This is a genomic window from Ruminococcus albus 7 = DSM 20455, assembly GCF_000179635.2.
Classification (GTDB): Bacteria; Bacillota; Clostridia; order Oscillospirales; family Ruminococcaceae; genus Hominimerdicola; species Hominimerdicola alba.
Window position 1 is genome coordinate 325254 of sequence record NC_014833.1, and the last position, 18919, is coordinate 344172.

Here is an 18919-nt window from a genome sequence, read left to right on the forward strand (position 1 = left end):
TAAGATGTATACACAGTGAATAGGTAAAAAGCACTGTTCATATCCCATTTATTTTTCATTCTTAAAAAGTGCGTCAAAAGGCCGTTTTTGTAGAATGTGCATAGAAGTGTTATATAAATATTGTTGAAAATTTTCTAACTAAAAATTGCCGCAAACTATGGTAATTTTGGCGGAAATCTGTTATAATATATTTATGACCGTAAATTGTCCAGCGGTGTGCTGTGCAAAAAAAACGGAATTCAAAATTTTTTGGAGGTAGATAACCTATGGCAACTAAGTATTGCTATCTCTTCTCTGAGGGTAATGCCAACATGAGAGAGCTGCTCGGCGGTAAGGGCGCAAACCTGGCTGAGATGACCAACATCGGTCTTCCTGTTCCCCAGGGCTTCACTATCACTACCGAGGCTTGCACACAGTATTATGAGGACGGCGGTATCTCTGAAGAGATCCAGAAGGAGATCAATGAGTATATCGTAAAGATGGAAGGCATCACAGGCAAGAAGTTCGGTGACAAGGAGAATCCTCTCCTCGTTTCTGTTCGTTCCGGTGCAAGAGCTTCCATGCCCGGTATGATGGATACAATCCTGAACCTGGGTCTTAACGAAACTGTTGTTAACACTATCGCTGAGAAGTCCAACAACCCCAGATGGGCTTGGGACTGCTACAGAAGATTTATCCAGATGTATTCTGACGTTGTTATGGAGGTCGGCAAGAAGTACTTTGAAGAGCTGATCGACAAGATGAAGGAAGAAAAGGGCGTAACTCAGGACGTTGAGCTGACTGCTGAAGACCTGAAGGTACTGGCTGGCCAGTTCAAGGCAGAGTACAAGGCTAAGATCGGCGTTGATTTCCCTGACGATCCTAAGGAGCAGCTGATGGGCGCTATCAAGGCTGTATTCCGTTCTTGGGATAACCCCAGAGCTAACGTTTACAGACGTGACAACGATATTCCTTTCTCTTGGGGTACTGCTGTTAACGTACAGTCTATGGCATTCGGTAACATGGGTGACGACTGCGGTACAGGCGTTGCATTCACCAGAGATCCCGCTACAGGCGAGAAGAAGCTGATGGGTGAGTTCCTGACTAACGCTCAGGGCGAGGACGTTGTTGCAGGTGTTCGTACTCCTATGCCTATCCAGCAGATGGCTGAGACCTTCCCTGAGGCATTCGCTCAGTTCAAGGAAGTTTGCCAGACTCTGGAGAACCACTATCACGATATGCAGGATATGGAGTTCACTGTTGAGAACAAGAAGCTCTACATGCTGCAGACCAGAAATGGTAAGAGAACTGCTCAGGCTGCTCTGAAGATCGCTTGCGATCTCGTTGATGAGGGCATGAAGACCGAGCAGGAAGCTGTTGCTATGATCGACCCCAGAAACCTGGATACTCTGCTTCACCCTCAGTTCGATGCTAAGGCACTGAAGGCAGCTACTCCTGTTGGTAAGGGCCTGGGCGCTTCTCCCGGAGCTGCTTGCGGTAAGATCGTATTCACAGCTGATGACGCTGTTGAATGGGCTGAGAAGGGTGAGAAGGTAGTTCTGGTAAGACTGGAAACTTCTCCTGAGGACATCACCGGTATGAAGGCTGCTCAGGGTATCCTGACTGTTCGTGGCGGTATGACTTCTCACGCTGCCGTTGTTGCTAGAGGTATGGGCGAGTGCTGCGTATCCGGCTGCGGCGACATCAAGATGGACGAAGCTAACAAGAAGTTCGAGCTGGGCGGAAAGACCTTCAAGGAGGGTGACTACATCTCCATCGACGGTACAACAGGTAACATCTATGATGGTATCATTCCTACCGTTGACGCTCAGATCGCAGGTGAGTTCGGCAGAATCATGGCTTGGGCTGACAAGTACAGAACTCTGAAGGTTAGAACTAACGCTGATACTCCTGCTGACGCTAAGAAGGCTAGAGAGCTGGGCGCTGAGGGTATCGGTCTGTGCCGTACCGAGCACATGTTCTTCGAGGCTGACAGAATCGCAGCATTCAGAGAGATGATCTGCGCTGACACCGTTGAAGAGAGAGAAGCTGCTCTGGCTAAGATCGAGCCTATGCAGCAGGCTGACTTCGAGGCTCTGTATGAGGCTCTGGAAGGCTGCCCTGTTACTATCAGATTCCTGGATCCTCCTCTCCACGAGTTCGTTCCTACTGAGGAAGAGGATATCAAGGCACTGGCAAACGCTCAGGGCAAGTCCGTTGAGGATATCAAGGCTCTGATCGCTGGTCTCCACGAGTTCAACCCCATGATGGGTCACCGTGGCTGCCGTCTGGCTGTAACATATCCCGAGATCGCTAAGATGCAGACAGCTGCTGTTATCAAGGCTGCTATCAACGTTCAGAAGAAGCACGCTGACTGGAACGTTAAGCCTGAGATAATGATCCCTCTGGTAGGCGATGTTAAGGAGCTCAAGTTCGTTAAGAAGGTTGTAGTTGAGACTGCTGACGCTGTTATCAAGGCTGCAGGTTCTGATCTGAAGTACGAAGTTGGTACTATGATCGAGATACCCAGAGCTGCTCTGACTGCTGACGATATCGCTGCAAACGCTGACTTCTTCTGCTTCGGTACTAACGACCTGACTCAGATGACCTACGGCTTCTCCAGAGATGACGCAGGCAAGTTCCTGGGCGCTTACTATGACAAGAAGATCTTCGAGAACGATCCTTTCGCTAAGCTGGATCAGACTGGTGTTGGCAAGCTGATGGAAATGGCTATCAAGCTCGGCAAGCCCGTTAATCCTAAACTCCACTGCGGTATCTGCGGTGAGCACGGCGGCGATCCTACTTCCGTAGAGTTCTGCCACAAGATCGGTCTGGATTATGTATCCTGCTCTCCTTTCAGAGTGCCGATCGCAAGACTGGCTGCAGCTCAGGCTGCTATCGCTTCTAAGTAATAGTTTTAAAGCCGCGTTTTCATGGGAGTTTTATACACCCTTTGAAATTGTGGAAGCTATTAATGTAAGATCAGTAGCGATATATTGTGTTCTGTCTTTAAGCAGGCAGAACATACGATAAAAAATCAAAGCCTCGTATCGACGGTGTTTATACACCGTTGGTACGGGGCTTTTTTGTTATTTCTCTCCCTTTGTTTTTCGATATTCGTTTGGCGATACTCCGTTTTTCTTTTTGAACTGTCGGATAAAGTGACTGGTGTTATGATATCCACAGCGTTCAGCGATCTCCGTAACAGATAGTTCCGTATGTATCAGATGGTATTCAGCACTGTCCATTCTTGCTGATATGATGTCCTCCTTACAGCTTGTACCGAATAATTCCTTGTATATTCTCTGAAAATGGCTTTTGCTTATCCCGAGACTTCTTGTGATAGATTTTACGTTCCATGGATTATGCGGAGAATTGAATATACTTTCGCGCAGCGATGTGAATGTATCCCTATAACTGAAAATGCCTGCCTGCATGGAAAGTATTTTGCCTTTGATGTTCTGAACGGCAGTATCCAGTATTTCTGAGAAACTGAATATGTCTGCCGACGATATCTTTTCAGAAAGAAAGACAATGTTTTCGGGTTCGATCACTACCGTACCTTTATAGATCGTATCCATTTTGTCTGCGATTTCTCTTGCCCAATCCCGATGCAGGCCGTTTTGATCGCTTTCGCTGCTGACGATAACGATCAGATCATCTTCGATACTTGCAAGCAGCATTTCTTCGGGAGATGAGATCCTGAGGGCGTTGACGATCGCGTGGATCGGCGGAACAGGATATTTTTTCTTTTCATTTTGTAAGTACGAAATGATCGTAAGCGTCATGGATGTTTCACTGTCATCCATTATTATCTGCGTCAGCCGCCCGATCAGCCCGCGTTTGTTGTATATACCGAGTATCGGTGCGTATTCCGATATAGCCTCGATCCGCTTATTGACATAAGTTTTATACATTATATTCTGTACGATGTTCAACCCGACGCTGACTGAATCGCACCAATTCATCAGATAATCATCAAGAATGATATCAGCAGCATTTTTATAACTGAAACATATATATCCAAATATCTGCCCTTTGTAGTGAAGCGAAGTTGCAACTGTCAGCTGAGGACTATGAGGCTGTGTAAAAAAAGGAAGCAGTTCAGAAGAAGGAAATTTGGAAAAAGATGTATTGATACAGTTATCGGCTGATTCAAAACCGAGCAGCATATTTGATGATAATCCGCCGCGTCTGTAAAGAGCAGGATTTTGAAAATTTCTTTTCCAGTCTTCACACAAGCATATTTCTGCCCTTGTGAAGCCGGGTATCATAAAAATACATTCGCCTGTTGTGCGCATTACATCTTCGGGGGTGCTGCATTCCGACATCTTGCTCAGGATGTTAGCGCAGCTTCCTAAACGATAGCTTTGCTTTAGCCGATAAAATGAGCCTGCATAATCACGGATCTCTGAAAGCGCATTGTTTTGTTCGATATTTCTGATATCTGTACAGCCGCAGCTTTCACCGATCACAAGTGAGAAATCGTGTTCATCTGATTCAGTTACCTCATACCCCATGAGCCTGAGCAGCTGTTCGGCAGAACGTCTGCCGCAATATCTCGCCTGCCCGGCAACAGTAGTTATGGAAACATACTCGGTCAATGATATCAGATCGCCGTCACAGCCTGTGATCTTTATATCATCCGGTACACAGATACCATGTGATCTTAGTGTGCGGCAAAGCTCAACTGCCATGATATCACTTGCACAAACGATCCCATCCGGTAAGGGTATCTTTCCTTCGGCAAGCTGTATACCGATTTCATGAGGTATTGTACTCCAGTATTCTCCGTAGAAGATACAGCTTTCATCATACGGCAGACCTGCCTTATCCATTGCTTTGCGAAAGCCTGAGATACGGAGCTCTGATTTTTCATCTCCCTTATGACCACCGATACAATATAACCTGCGGCAATTATGCTTGCGTATAAGATGTTCGGCTGACAAGTACAGAAGCTCACTTTCGGGCATAGTTATCACCGGAAACTCATCCTGCTGATAACCGATCACAACACAGGGCTTTTCGGTTTTGCGGATCATATCAAAAATACGGCTCCGCAGTCTGTCACTGCAAAACAGGTCTGCCAGAAAGATAAAGCCGTCAAAGTCGGATGAAATGATCAGATCATAAATGTTGATCAATCCCTTATTGTAATCCTCGTCTATCATTTCGTTCATGAAGTTTATAATGCCTGAGAGCAGAATGGTATCATATCCATAATGGATAAATGTTTTATGGATGACTTCTACAAATTTGACATCAAGATTATTGATCAGGTGCGGAACGATAACACCGATACGTCCTCTGCTATTCACAGTGACCACCTCCTTCATATACCTATTATACACATACGATTTCCTGCCGTCAATAGATTATTTATTATGTTTGGGGCAAAACGCATATTTTTTGGTGCGAAAAATCATTTCATTTTTGGAGATGATGATTTATAATGTTCAGTATAAGGTCCGGAATGTATACTCAAGGAGGTTATATTCATGAAACGATTTATTTCAGCAGCACTGATCGCTGCAATGGCGGCAGGAACGGTCTCGCAGTTCCCGCTTCAGGCAACAGCGGCAGGAAACAGCTATGAGCTGGAAAACGGAACCATTTATGATGCAGGAGAGAACACTACAAAAGTACTGTCTTTGACAGGTGCAAGCGGCGGTAAAGTCATCGACCTGAAAGATGCAGGCGATTCTGTTACCATATCAGCCAATATGGCAAGTGCAGGTATGTACAAGCTGACACTGCGTTACAGTCAGCCCTTTGATGAAGGCGGAAAATACCAGAACATACTTATCAACGGTGAGAATATCGGACAGATACAGTGTGCTTACACAGGTCAGAATAAATTTGCGGAAGTCAGCACCTTGGCATACCTTGATAAGGGAGCAAACAAGATTACCATTCAGGGATCCTGGGGCTGGACCTATCTTGATAAACTGACGATAGATAAAAGCGAGGTATCTGTAGGAAACATAAATACATCCCTATCCAATCCGAATGCTTCTGCACAGGCGAAGTCCCTATACAGTTTCTTGTGTGATACTTACGGGGATCATATTATTTCTGGTCAGCAGGAGTCCACTTGGATGGGCAGTGAAGATTATGAAATGAATATCATCAAGAACGCCAGCGGAAAATATCCTGCCCTTCGCGGACTTGACTATATGGGCGATGACTTTTCAGGCTGCAACCGTCGTGCAAAAGCATGGTATGCAAAAGGCGGCATTGTTACGATATGCTGGCATTGTGGAAGTGATTTCAGCGGAAGCCACTCGGAGGCACTTGCAACTGATCTTGACTGGAACAAGGCGCTGACTCCCGGAACAAATGAGTACAATAAACTCATAGCGGGTATGGACAAGGGTGCAAAGGCACTGCTGGAACTGAAGCAGGCAGGCATACCTGTTATATGGCGTCCCTTCCACGAATTTGACGGTAAGTGGTTCTGGTGGGGCAAAGGTGGAGCTGATAATTTCAAAAAGCTCTGGAGGATAATGTACGACCGCTATACCAATGTATGGGGACTTGACAATCTTATCTGGAATCTTGGTTATTGCGGAGACGTCAACAGCGGCTGGTATCCGGGTGATGAATATGTAGATATTGTCGGAGCTGATACTTACGTAGACAATACCAATTCACTCGTCGGTATATATCAGAAAGCAGCACAGGTCACCAATAAAGCCGTTTGCCTGCACGAGAACGGTCCTATACCCGATCCCGATAAGCTGACAGCGGAAGGTGCAAAATGGCTGTGGTTTATGACATGGCACACTTCGTTCATTGATAGTCATGCTATAAATACAGCTTCGTATGTGAAGCACGTATATACCAGCGACTATGTGCTGACACTTGATGAACTGCCTGATGTATATCACTATACTTCGGCAGGCAACAATGATACACCTCAGGAACTTCCTGCGGTGTCCGTTAAATATTCTTCCGGTCATCCCAATAATATCATCAGCCGTAATGTTCCTGCATACGCTAGTGCAGGAAGAGCCTCTGACGGAAATGACAACTATTATTATACGGAATGGTCTGCAAATGCACCTGCATACCTTGCTTATGATCTTTCTTCTGTTCCAAGTTCAGACAGGAAGCAGGTACTTGCGGCATGGTACAATACAGGTACCTTTGATAACATCGGATATTACGTCAATAAAAGTAATGAGCCTGTAAATTACACAATTGAACTCAATTCCGCACCGGGAGGTTCCTATCCTGCTGACGGTTGGGTAACTGCCGCAACAGTTAATGATAACCACTACAGCTCTCGCCAGCATTACATTGATATGCAGGGATACAACTGGATAAGACTTAATGTAAAAAAATCAGATAACGGACTTGTTAAGCTGAATTTTGATGTGCATAACGCTTCTGAAGGAGTATCTGACAGCTGGCTGTTCTTAGGTGATTCCATCACTGCGGGAAGTATGGTCAACTGTTATGGTACAAGCTTTGCAGAGTTTATGAACCGTATTGATCCGAAGTATTATCCCGTTCAGCAGAATGGCGGTATAGGCGGTACATTAAGTTCTGACGGCAAAAATGCTATAGATAGCTGGCTTCGCGACAACTCCGCAAAATATGTCAGCATCGCTTATGGCACTAATGATGCGTGGGGCAATCCAAACAATACACAGCGGTATTATGAGAATGTAAAGTACATGGTAGATGCCGTTATCGCAGCAGGTAAAACTCCTGTTCTGCCTAAGATACCGTATGCTACCAATAAGGATGTTGGCTCTAATACAGGCTATTATAATGCGATGATAGATAAACTCTATCAGGAATACGGCTCTAAGATCGTTCACGGACCCGACTTTGATAAATTCTTCAGAGAACACACAGAATATCTCAGCAGCGATGGGGTACACCCCAGTTCAGACGGATACGAAGCTATGCGAAAGCTTTGGGCGGAAACTATGTACGCAAATGTCCACTCGGGCAATCAGAATAGCGAAAAGACTTATCCCGATAATATCCGTGTAAGCTACAGCTCTCAGTATCATCAGATCAGATTTACATGGAACGCAGTGAAGAATGCTCAGAACTACGGTATCGCAGTTTATCTGGCAGGAAAGTGGAGGATCCAGACTCAGTCCATACCGTCTTCCACTATGTCATATACAACTCCCAAGAACCTGACACCCGGCATGACATACAGGGTCGCTATAGCTGCTAAGGTCGGTGGTAAATGGGATACTGCCGGCGCTATCAAGAACTATGTAAGAGTTACTGTAAAGTGATCGGTTTACTGGATCAGAAATTCCCCTCCCAGTAACACTTCATTATGGAACGATAAAAGCGTGTTGATCGCGTTTGATCCGATCATGCAGGAGTTGTTATTGGCATATAGATTCATACTACCAATATATGACCGCAAACGGCAGTGCACATCAAGTACACTGCCGTTTCGGTCCTTATAGGGATCAGAACATCATCACGGTATGACGGTGTTCTTTTTTATTTTCTTGCCTGTTCAAGGCATTTTTTAACAGCATTCATTATGGCATTTGAACTGTAGGTAGCGCCTGATACTGCATCAACTTCATAACTCTGGTAATAGAGGATATCACCTGCGATCTTCTCATATGCTGAGTCGAAATACTCGGGTTCTTCCTCATCGGAATAGGCTGATATTTCAGTGATGACATCATTCTCAATGGTTATGGTGACGTGTACATCTCCGTCATAACCGTAAGCTTTATCCTCATAGGTGCCGTTGTTGTAGATGTACTCAGGCTCGGGAGGCGCAGTGACAGGCGGCTGAGTCTGAACAGGCTCTTTTACTTCCTGACGCTGTTCTTCCTGCTTCTCATGTTTTTCTTCCTGTCTGTTGTCTTTGTGTTCTTCACGCTGTTCTTTGTGTTCTGATTGGTCTTCATGATCTTCCGTGTCTTCATGCTCATCCTGCTGTTCCTGATCTTCTTCGTGCCCTTCTTCGTCTTTATCATCATTATCCGAAGAACTGTCTTTCTTGCCGGAACTTGAACTGTCCTTTTTTGAAGAACTGCTGTCTGATGAACTTTTGCTGTCGGAAGAACTGCTGTCGCCTGCGGCAGTCGATAAAGTGCCGTCATTGTCTGCACTCAGCCTTAATGCCGCTCTGTCTTCGCCGTCTGTCGGAGAAGTGTCGGTATTCTTCTTTATACTGATGGTCTTTGAAGCGGGTCTGCTCGTTTTTACCTTGTTCTGAGGTTTGCCGTAACTGCAAAAAGCGATGATACCGGTAAGCAGCACTACACAAGCTGTACTTGCGATATTCAGCCATGCCTTGCTTTCCGGGGACTTCTTCTTTACGTACCACTTTCTTATTCTGAGGATCATGTAAGCTCCGAATACTGCAGTATACACAACACAGCTGAAGAAATAACCTTCTATACCTGCCTTAGCCTTGGGTATAAACAGTATGATGATGTGAAGATATATCAGCGCATAGAAAACGTATGCCGCACGTTGTATATTCTTCCATTTTTTTGCGTTCATCTTTTTGCGTATCTTCTTGAAAGATATGACTGTAAGCGGTACCATTATCAGCACCAGTGCCGCACATACCACACAGGTGAGCAGGAAGTCTGCTGTTTTGCTGAAATTCGGGTTGGTCAGCTGTTTTATATACGATATCCCGAAGAATACTATATGGGACAGCGTTACTGTTGCCGAGAAGATGGAAAGCTCGCCTCTTATTGGCATCAGGCGCTTTATAGCCTTGCTTCCGTCGGGGAGTACGCGCATACCCATTACGACCATCCACAGTGCACCCGCCAGTGCACCTCTTGAAAAAAGCCCTATGACATACTTGCGTATAATGATATTTTCTACGGGCTGTTGTGCCAGTACTATCATAAGTACCGATATCAGCGTGCCGCCGATATAGAATGCTGCGGGAGCTTTTTTTAGAGCACCCGCACACAGCACTGAGAACAGCACCGCGATGGTCAGAGCGATAAGAAATAACATATTTTTATTACCTCACATTCTGTCGTTCGTTTTATACGACTAACTTCAATGAGATATTATACTTTATGTGAGCGATGTTGTCAATTAAATATTATATATTTTTACGAAAAGTTAATATTCACAAAATTAGCCTTGGCTAACTTTGCGTGAATTCGTCATTATGTTAGATTAGGTGAGACTAATCAGTGCCTTATTCGTTTAAAGATACTCTTGATTATTTCATGGTGATATAGTATAATTATCCATGCGGATAGTAGCGGCTAACTAATTTTGGCAGTGATAAAGAAGTTATGGTACTAACGGTGCAGCTGCCTTCGTGACATAAAACAGCGGCAGATCGGAGAGAAAAGGATGAAGAATAAAATTGTGTCAGCTGTTATTACGGCAGTACTGTTCATACTTACCTCATGTGCTGCAGATGCTCCCGATGACAGCATCGCAGGTGTGACAGGTGAAAAGAAAAGCAGCGGCTCGGTATTCGCTATGGATACCTATATGACGATCACTGCCTATGGTAAAAACGGCGAAAAAGGGATCGAAGCTGCGCAGAAGGAAATAACAAGGCTTGAAAAACTCTGGTCTGTAACTGACGAAAACAGTGAGATATACGCTATCGACCACAGCGGCGGAACTGATGTGGAAATAAGTACCGAGACCGAAGAGATACTCAGTTTTGCAACAGATATGCACAGACGTACAAAAGGAGCACTTGATATCACCCTTTATCCTGTACTGAGGGCGTGGGGCTTTACCACGGGTGAATACCGTGTTCCCGATGAAGATGAGATATCTGCGCTCCTGGAATGTAAGGGCGTTGATATGATAAAGGTGGACAGCGGAAAAGTGTCTGTTCCTGAAAACACCGAGATTGATCTTGGTGCAATAGCGAAGGGCTGTGCGGGAGATGCTGCGGCAGAGGCTTTGAAAGATCAGGGAGTGACTTCGGCACTGCTTGACCTTGGCGGTAATATACAGACCGTAGGAGATACAAAGCCTGATGGCACAAAATGGAAGGTAGGCATACGCGATCCCTTCGGGGAGGGAAGTATAGGCACACTATCTGTTGGAGAATGTGCAGTCATAACATCGGGCGGATACGAAAGATTCTTTGAACAGGACGGAGTGATATACAAGCATATCCTAGACCCTGAAACAGGCAGACCTGCCGAAAGCGGTCTGGCTAGTGTCACGATAATCGGAAATGAGGGCAGGACGTGCGATGCGCTTTCGACATCGCTGTATGTTATGGGTCTTGATGATGCCTGCGGATACTGGCGGGAAAATGGTGATTTCGATATGATACTGGTATCGGATGAAGGCGGTATATATGTGACCGAAGGCATATCCGATAGTTTTGCTCCTTCAGCGGGAAATGTAACAGTGGTAAAAAGATGAGAACAAGAACTATCTGTATCATCATTACATTGTTGATACTTTCGACAGCTGCGGTATGGTGCGCACACATCATGAAACCGAAAAACGGCAAAACAGCAGTTATATCACAGGACGGCAAAGTGCTTTACCGCATAGACCTTTCATCTGAAAAGGACAGGACTATAGAAGTAACATACAATGGCAGAAAAAATATCATTGAGATAAAAGACGGCAGGATACGTATGAAGGATGCTGATTGTCCCGACCATATATGTGTGGATACAGGATGGCTGGAGGACGGTAAGCCCATAGTATGTCTGCCGAACAGACTTGTGATAGAGTATGAGGAAAGCGATATCGACGGTACAGCGAGGTGAGATGATGGATACAAAAAAACTTACGCGCCTTGGTCTGCTGACCTGCCTTGCGCTTATAATATTCATTGTTGAATTGCGTATACCCGATATCGTTCCCATTCCCGGGGTAAAACTTGGTCTTGCAAACATTGTGACCGTGTATTGCATTTACAACTACCGCCCTGGAGAAACTGCCATGATGCTGTACAGCAGGATACTTCTGGGGGCACTGTTCAGCGGCAATCTTATGGCGCTGTGGTACAGTATAGCAGGCGGCACCCTCTGCTTTGTCGGTATGGTTTTTCTGAAAAAGATCATACATGAGGACAATATGTGGTTTTTGAGCATAGCAGGTGCTGTGCTGCATAATATCGGTCAGATAGCCGTTGCTATACTTGTGCTGAAAAGTACGTCGGTCATAGCATATCTGCCATTCCTGATGTTATCGGGGTGTATCGCTGGAGCTTTCACGGGTCTGTGCGCACAGATGGTCTGCAGAAGACTTAAAAGATCCGGCAAGGTTAGCTAAAACTTACTTGTAAACATTTGTCAAAAAGAATTGACGAATTTCTAGTGATATGGTATGATACTAATGCAGAAACAAGGTAATATGCCATGCGGTTAGCTATATCTAACTTTGCGGCATAAATATATAATGATAAGGAGTAGTAAATATGAGAAAAACAAAAAGAATTTTCAGCTTGTCGATATGTGCTGCAATGGCAGCAGCTTCGATACCTATGAATGTTTTTGCCGATGAGGTAAAGGCAGAGGAATACGTATACGGCACTATGAAGATACCCTATGCAAAGTTTTATGAGGCTGAGGCTGAGAACCTGAGCAATGCTGATGGCCTTGATGCTGTAACTTCTGCAACTGTCAACAAGACGAGGATGAACGGTGAGGGTCAGCTTTTTGAAGGTACATACAACAATGCGGGCGAGGAAGGTTCTGATGAACTGGGTAAGATCTACGGCGTTGTATACCCCGTTGCAATAAAGCAGGCAGACCTTGAGGCTCTGGGCGAGAACAACTACGGTTTTACTGCAGTTTCCGAAAAGCCCGAAGCTTACAAGACCGTTACCGTTGCTGAAGGTGATGCAAGCTTCTCGGCTGTAAACGATGAGAACCCCGATAATGTAACAGGTTCCATGACACTGAACACCAATACCCCCTGGGGCGATTATGCAGGAAATGTTACAGGCAAGCCCGAGAACGGTACTGTCATCTATGGTATAATCATAAAGACCAAGAACGGTGAAGCTTACGCACTCCGTCACGAGCAGAACATCTGGAGAAATGCGGAGTTCTCATGGTCATCAGGTGTAAAGACCACCGAGTCTCACGGCATCGCACTTGATTACCAGGGCTTTGAGAGCCTGATGGGAAATACCATTACCGAGATGGAATACATCACTGCGACAGGCTATGTTAAGGTAGATGTAGGTGAGGTTTATGTTCCTGTTAAGTTTGTTGGCGGAATCGCTGTTGAAAACACTGCTGTAAGTGCAGGCAAGGCAGATATAGTACTGACAGATGTTCCCGAGGATTTTGATATCTCATACAGCATCGAGGGTCTTGAAGCTGTATTCAAGGATAACGGATTTACTTTTGCAAATGCAAATCCGGGCAGCTATACCCTTTCTGCTAAGGACAGCAAGGGCAAGTATGCAGATATCTCTACAAGTTTTATGCTGACAACAGCTGATCTTCCTGCTGCATTTGACGGTGAGGAGAATAAGCTGACTGCAGCTGAGGGCTTTACAGCTGAACAGCTCGAAGCATATATCAAGAATATTTCTTCCGTTACTGTAAATGAAAAGGAGTATTCCGCAAAGGGCAAAAGAGCTAAGGTGATCATCAAGGGCGACGGCACACTTGATACCGAGAGCGATGTATTTGCTGAGGGCGAGAATTTTGAGATAACTGTAAAGGCAACAGGCTATGATAATGATCTGGCATTCACATACACCAAAAAGGCTGGTGTGGAGCCTGTTGAATATAATAGCGGTGATGTAAACGGAGATAATGCCGTAAACATTACTGATATATCCATGATATCAGCTCATGTCAAAGGCAAAAAGCAGCTTGACGAAAAGGGATTCAAGGCAGCTGATGTAAACGGTGACGGTAAGGTAAATGTTAGCGATATCGTTGCTATAGCTGCTCATGTCAAGGGCATCAAGCTTATAAAGTAAGCCATCCGATTTCATATTCATAATATACAGAGCAGAAAGCGCCTCTTTTTTTGATGAAAGAGGTGCTTTTTGTTTGTTACACCAAAACTGAAATACCAAAGGACAGATACTATAGAACGTATCTGTCCTTTTCTTTTTTGTCGAAACAAACAATAATATAGTATCGTTCCAGATCCCGAGTGCGATCCATGTCGTTTTTTGTAATAATAGCACAAACTGTTTTTGTTATGCCCGTAAAAATATCGTATCATCGTGTTGGACATAAGGCGGTATTTTATTAAAAAACTTACATATTGCTACAAAAAAACGCTATTTGTTTACAAAAAATTACGAAACGAGCGAAAGTTACGAAAAGCAAATGTTAACTTTTTCGAGATGTTTTTACTATATATAGATATCAAATGAGCACAAAACACTATATATGGAAACGAAAATGTTTTCTGAAAATAATTAATTAAAAATGCTCCCCTATTAAAGAAAAGTATACCCAAACTTCCTTGATAATTATTACATAATAATGTATAATTTAATCAGGATAAATGATATAGGCAAATTCAATATAAATTATAAAAATTAACTTGATAATTATTTTGAATGTGTACTTTATATTTCGTGGTATAAACAAATAACAAAAGGTAATTTGAGTGGAGGGATCTTTATGACAAAGAGATTTTTAGCAGGACTTATGACTATCGCTTTAGTATTCGGCGGAACAGCAATTCCTCAGAGCATAAATATAATAGATACCTCCATTACTGCAAGCGCAGACAGAGTGGAAGGCTATTTTGAATATGCTTTCATAGATGACGTCAGAAGCGGCATAAATATTAAGGGCTACAACGGCGGCGAATCTAACGTTGTTATACCTTCTTATATCAATGGCGTGCCTGTTGTTGGCATAAGCGGATATGCTTTCAGTGGAAAATCCTACATCAACAGCGTTACAATACCCGAAACAGTTACCACAATCGATATGTATGCTTTCTATTCCTGCACAAACCTCAGGACAATAAGCAATGCAAGCGGTCTGAAAAAGATAGGTATGTATGCTTTCTTCGGCAACACTTCTCTTACCAAGATAACTATACCCGGCGGCGTTACTGAGATAGGCTACGGAGCTTTTGATTCTTGCACAAATCTCGAAAAAGTCAGCCTGCCTAAGAACCTTACAAATATCCACGGTATGGCATTCAACGCAACCAAGTGGCTCGAAAATATGCAGAAAAAGAGCGATCTGGTCATCGTAAACGGCGTAGTTCTCGACGGCAGAAACTGCAACGGTTATGTAAAGATACCTGACGGTGTAGTTAGTATCGGCGGTAATGCTTTTGCAAAGAACAATAATATTTCCGGCGTTGGCATACCTAACAGCGTAAAGTCCATAGGCGCATTCGCATTTGGCAGCTGCGGCAGAATAAGGAACATAATAATACCCGGCAGCGTAACAAGTATAGACTATGATGCTTTTAAGGGCTGTTACAATCTTGAAAGTATATATATACCCAACAGCGTTACATACATCGGCTACGATGCTTTTACAGATACAAAGTGGCTTGCAGCTCAGCAGGCTAAGAGCTCTCTCGTAGTAGTCAACAATATCGTGATCGACGGCAGAAAATGTTCAGGCAGAGTAGTTATACCCAACGGCACAAAGGCTATCTGTGATAACGCATTCGCACTGAATAGCATGATGACCGATGTTTCTATACCCGGAAGCGTAAAGGAGATCGGAGATTACGCATTCGTTTCCTGCACAGCTCTCCAGAAGATAGTTATACCCGAAGGTGTTACCACCATAGGTTCAAATGCTTTCCTCGAAGCAAGAAGCCTTCAGTCGGCAGTTATACCCGACAGCGTTACATATATGGGTCAGGAAGCTTTCAAGGAATGTTCTGCACTTGCAGAAGTTACCGTTCCCGGCAGCATCGAAACAATAGAACTTGCAACATTCCAGGAATGCCAGAGCCTCAAGTCCGTTACCATAGAGGGCGGCGTTAAGAACCTGAATGAATATGCATTCTCAAACTGCAGCGCACTTACCAATATGAATATCTCCGGTAGTGTTGAAAACGTAAAGTGGCGCGCATTCTATGGCTGCACCAGCCTTTCCGAAGTTACTTTCTACGAGGGTCTTACCACTATCGCAGCTTATGCATTCCAGAAATGTGATTCGATAATGACCATCACTCTTCCCAAGAGCCTGAAAAATATCACCGCTACATCTTTCAACTACAGCGTTCCCGGATTTAAGATCAGAGGCTGTGCAAATACTACAGCACAAAGACTTGCATCATACGCAAACGTAGGTTTTGAAGTTCTTGAAGCTCCAATGTACTCCGGCGATGTTATGGTACAGAACAGCGAACCCAGATTAGATACTATCAAAGCTGACAACAAGAATACATCAGCTGCAGTTTCCGGAAAAGGCGATTTAAACAATGACGGAAACATAAATGTATCTGATATATCCAAGATAGCAGCTCACATAAAGGGCAAGAAGATGCTTGGTAATGGTAAGGTTGCAGACATAAACAACGACAGCACAGTCAATGTTACCGATCTTTCGCTGCTGGCAGCTCATATAAAGGGCAAGAAGATAATGAAATAAGATAGCAATATATCAATGATAAGAATTCATAAATATACTTCCTCTCAAGAAATTCCCCCGCATATATCATACGGGGGAACTTCTTTTTGGATAAACATAATATTGTATCGGCGGGATCATAATATCAGTATCAGCGTGCGGGGCTCGTGACAGCTTCTTGCTCGGGGCGGTACATGAGTATGCTTACGTTGAATATCCCGTTGTGAGTTTCGATGACCATTGAGCCTTTGTATCGTTTCACGATGTTCTGTACAGAATGAAGACCTATGCCATGCCCATCCTTGTTAGTTATCGGCAGATCGTTCCTGCCAATCTCTATTCTGCCGCGATAGGGATTGTATATGGATAGTACCAGTGTTTTCGGGTTCAGCATACCTATTCGGACATTTACAAGACGGTTGTCACCGTCAAGCTCGGATGCTGCACGTATGGCATTTTCCACCAGGTTTCCCATAACTGCGCACATATCAGATTCTTTCACCGGCAGATCATCACCTAAGTCTATGGACCAGTTTATCGCGATCTCCAGCGACTTTGCAACTTCATCATAGTGACTTGCTATAGCATCTACTGCCTGATTTTCGCATAGTATTTTGTGACTCTGTGAGATATGCTCCACAAGGGGAGCGAGGTATTCGTTCAGTTTGTCCGTCTGACCTTTTTTCAGATATTCATTGATGAGGAGTATATGCTGGCGGAAATCGTGGCGGAGCTGGGAGGATTCCTGTAAGTAGCGCCTTGTTTTTCTGTACTGGTTTTCTTCCATCTGAAACAGGTCAAGGCTTCGTTCCATTTCCGCACGCTCGGTCAGCTTATTTGAAAGCCACCAAAGTATATGAAAAAGGAACAACGTTATCAGCGGGATATTAAGAAATGTAACAATGCAAATCTTTCTCAGTCTGCCTGTCATGACATTCTCCGCACTGACGGGATTTATCCAGATAATTACAACAGCACCCACTACAGGGGCTATGGAAAGAACGCGCCAAGCCTGATCGAGACTTTCGTTATCAAACATATCCGGAATCTTTTTGAACAGCGTTCGTGCAAAGACCACCCCGATAGATGATGCGACCCCAAGACATATCGTACCTGAAAGCTGGGTATAGACATTATATGTGTTTTTCAGTTCAAGGGGCGCGGTGAGAAATGTGTTGTAGGTGGTAGCAAAGCCGCACAGGAATACAGAATTTGCAAACGCAAATATTTTTTTGAAAACGGACAGTTCAAAGCAGAAATGATATATTATAAAAAGTGTCGCCATTGATGGGAAAAGCAGGGTATTCGTTGGGATCCGCATAATTGAGCATAGTGCGGCGCCGCCTATAGTGAAGAACGAGAGCAGTATCGCAAGTGAGCAGAACAGAAACGGTTTGTTGACCCTTCGGAAACGATACACAGGAATTATAGCGATGGCAGCGGCAGGTATGATCATTGCAAGCTCGGTGAAATACCGCAGCATCAGGCTGAAATTCATATATCGAGCCTCCTGCGCATACGCGATGCAGCGTACTTCGTGAATTTTGCAAGAATATCCTTGCGCCCGCGTCTGCGGACCGGATATATGATCTCGTCCTGCATGATTATCTGATCGCCCCTGACCTGTGAGGCATAATCCATGTTGACTATTACGCCTCGGCTGCAGAACAGGAAATTCGGCTCATTTTCCAAAGCAGATTCCAGTTCGCCGAACAGCATGATGCTATGCTTTACTTCGCCTGTGATCAGTTTAACATCGACTGAGTGATTATTGGAAAGCACAGCGACTATCTCGGAAAGGGGTATCTCAACTACCATGTGTGGGATGTTTACTTTCAGCATTTTTTCCTCTGCATCCATATCACGTATGGTCCTGCTCATGATCTCGGCAAAGGCAGCATACTCAAAGGGCTTGCACAGGTAGCCTTTGGGCTGGGAAGGGAATGACTGAAAAACGAAATCGCGTGTGGTGGACATAAAAATGATACCGATATCACGGTCAGCTATACGCAGTTGTTCTGCAAGCGTTAGTCCGTCCATTTCACCCATGCACACATCAATAAATACGATCTCAAACATACCTTTTCGGTAGGATCTTAGAAATTCCTCGGCGGATGAGTAATTTGCTGTCCTTACATTACAGTTGCGACGATCGTTGAAAAAACGGTCAAGGCAGTTCTTTATGACGATGCGGTCGTGTTCAAGGTCATCAACGACCGCGATATTAAGCTCCATAAATTCACCTCTCTGACTAAGTTATTGCTTAATATATACAAATATATTATACCATAGTGACAATTAAAATACAAGATGAAAAATGACCGTTCACGTAAGTTTTATACAACTCACGCAATTTCTATTGACATTTTCGTTCGTTTATATTACAATTCTTAGTATAGCGTTGAAAATGAAGCACATCTACCATTTGTTCAAAACTTTATGAACAG

General features: G+C 44.2%; 11 protein-coding genes. 7 read left to right on the forward strand and 4 right to left on the reverse strand.

Annotation, left to right across the window (positions count from 1 at the left end; translation table 11 throughout):
• Window positions 1-266: 266 nt before the first annotated feature.
• A complete protein-coding gene (gene ppdK, locus RUMAL_RS01585; RefSeq protein ID WP_013497064.1) occupies window positions 267-2891 on the forward strand; it encodes a pyruvate, phosphate dikinase in 2625 nt (874 codons plus the stop codon).
• Window positions 2892-3068: 177 nt separating this feature from the next.
• Here ppdK and RUMAL_RS01590 read toward each other — a convergent pair whose 3' ends face one another.
• Window positions 3069-5297, reverse strand: coding sequence for a substrate-binding domain-containing protein (locus RUMAL_RS01590; protein WP_013497065.1), 2229 nt, complete (start codon window positions 5295-5297; stop codon window positions 3069-3071).
• 180 nt (window positions 5298-5477) lie between these two features.
• On the opposite strand from RUMAL_RS01590, the gene RUMAL_RS01595 reads away from it, so the two are divergent.
• On the forward strand, window positions 5478-8243 hold the full coding sequence (locus RUMAL_RS01595) for a glycosyl hydrolase (protein WP_013497066.1): 2766 nt from the start codon (window positions 5478-5480) through the stop codon (window positions 8241-8243).
• 217 nt (window positions 8244-8460) lie between these two features.
• Here RUMAL_RS01595 and RUMAL_RS01600 read toward each other — a convergent pair whose 3' ends face one another.
• On the reverse strand, window positions 8461-9957 hold the full coding sequence (locus RUMAL_RS01600; RefSeq protein ID WP_013497067.1) for an FMN-binding protein: 1497 nt from the start codon (window positions 9955-9957) through the stop codon (window positions 8461-8463).
• Window positions 9958-10308: 351 nt separating this feature from the next.
• Here RUMAL_RS01600 and RUMAL_RS01605 point away from each other — a divergent pair, with 351 nt between their 5' ends.
• The 5 genes from RUMAL_RS01605 to RUMAL_RS20450 all read left to right on the forward strand — a co-directional run bounded on the left by RUMAL_RS01605 (window position 10309) and on the right by RUMAL_RS20450 (window position 16493).
• Window positions 10309-11352, forward strand: a complete 1044-nt coding sequence (locus tag RUMAL_RS01605; RefSeq protein WP_013497068.1) for an FAD:protein FMN transferase — start codon at window positions 10309-10311, stop codon at window positions 11350-11352.
• Window positions 11349-11708: a NusG domain II-containing protein gene (locus RUMAL_RS01610; protein ID WP_013497069.1), complete on the forward strand. Its 360-nt coding sequence runs from the start codon at window positions 11349-11351 to the stop codon at window positions 11706-11708. The genes RUMAL_RS01605 and RUMAL_RS01610 overlap by 4 nt, the downstream gene beginning before the upstream one ends.
• A gap of 4 nt (window positions 11709-11712) precedes the next feature.
• Complete coding sequence (locus tag RUMAL_RS01615) at window positions 11713-12216, forward strand: Gx transporter family protein (protein ID WP_013497070.1); 504 nt, start codon at window positions 11713-11715, stop codon at window positions 12214-12216.
• A 145-nt stretch (window positions 12217-12361) separates the two neighbouring features.
• On the forward strand, window positions 12362-13885 hold the full coding sequence (locus RUMAL_RS01620; RefSeq protein WP_013497071.1) for a dockerin type I domain-containing protein: 1524 nt from the start codon (window positions 12362-12364) through the stop codon (window positions 13883-13885).
• 658 nt (window positions 13886-14543) lie between these two features.
• Window positions 14544-16493: a leucine-rich repeat protein gene (locus tag RUMAL_RS20450; protein WP_013497072.1), complete on the forward strand. Its 1950-nt coding sequence runs from the start codon at window positions 14544-14546 to the stop codon at window positions 16491-16493.
• Window positions 16494-16623: 130 nt separating this feature from the next.
• On the opposite strand, the gene RUMAL_RS01630 is transcribed toward RUMAL_RS20450, so the two are convergent.
• Together RUMAL_RS01630 and RUMAL_RS01635 are read right to left on the reverse strand one after the other, a co-directional pair.
• Window positions 16624-17970 carry a sensor histidine kinase gene (locus RUMAL_RS01630; RefSeq protein WP_013497073.1) on the reverse strand — a complete coding sequence of 449 codons (1347 nt, stop codon included), beginning with the start codon at window positions 17968-17970 and terminating at the stop codon, window positions 16624-16626.
• The gene (locus RUMAL_RS01635) at window positions 17967-18707 is read right to left on the reverse strand and encodes a LytR/AlgR family response regulator transcription factor (RefSeq protein WP_013497074.1); all 741 of its coding nucleotides are present in this window, start codon (window positions 18705-18707) and stop codon (window positions 17967-17969) included. Before RUMAL_RS01635 ends, RUMAL_RS01630 begins: the two co-directional genes overlap by 4 nt.
• Between the last annotated feature and the right edge of the window lie 212 nt (window positions 18708-18919).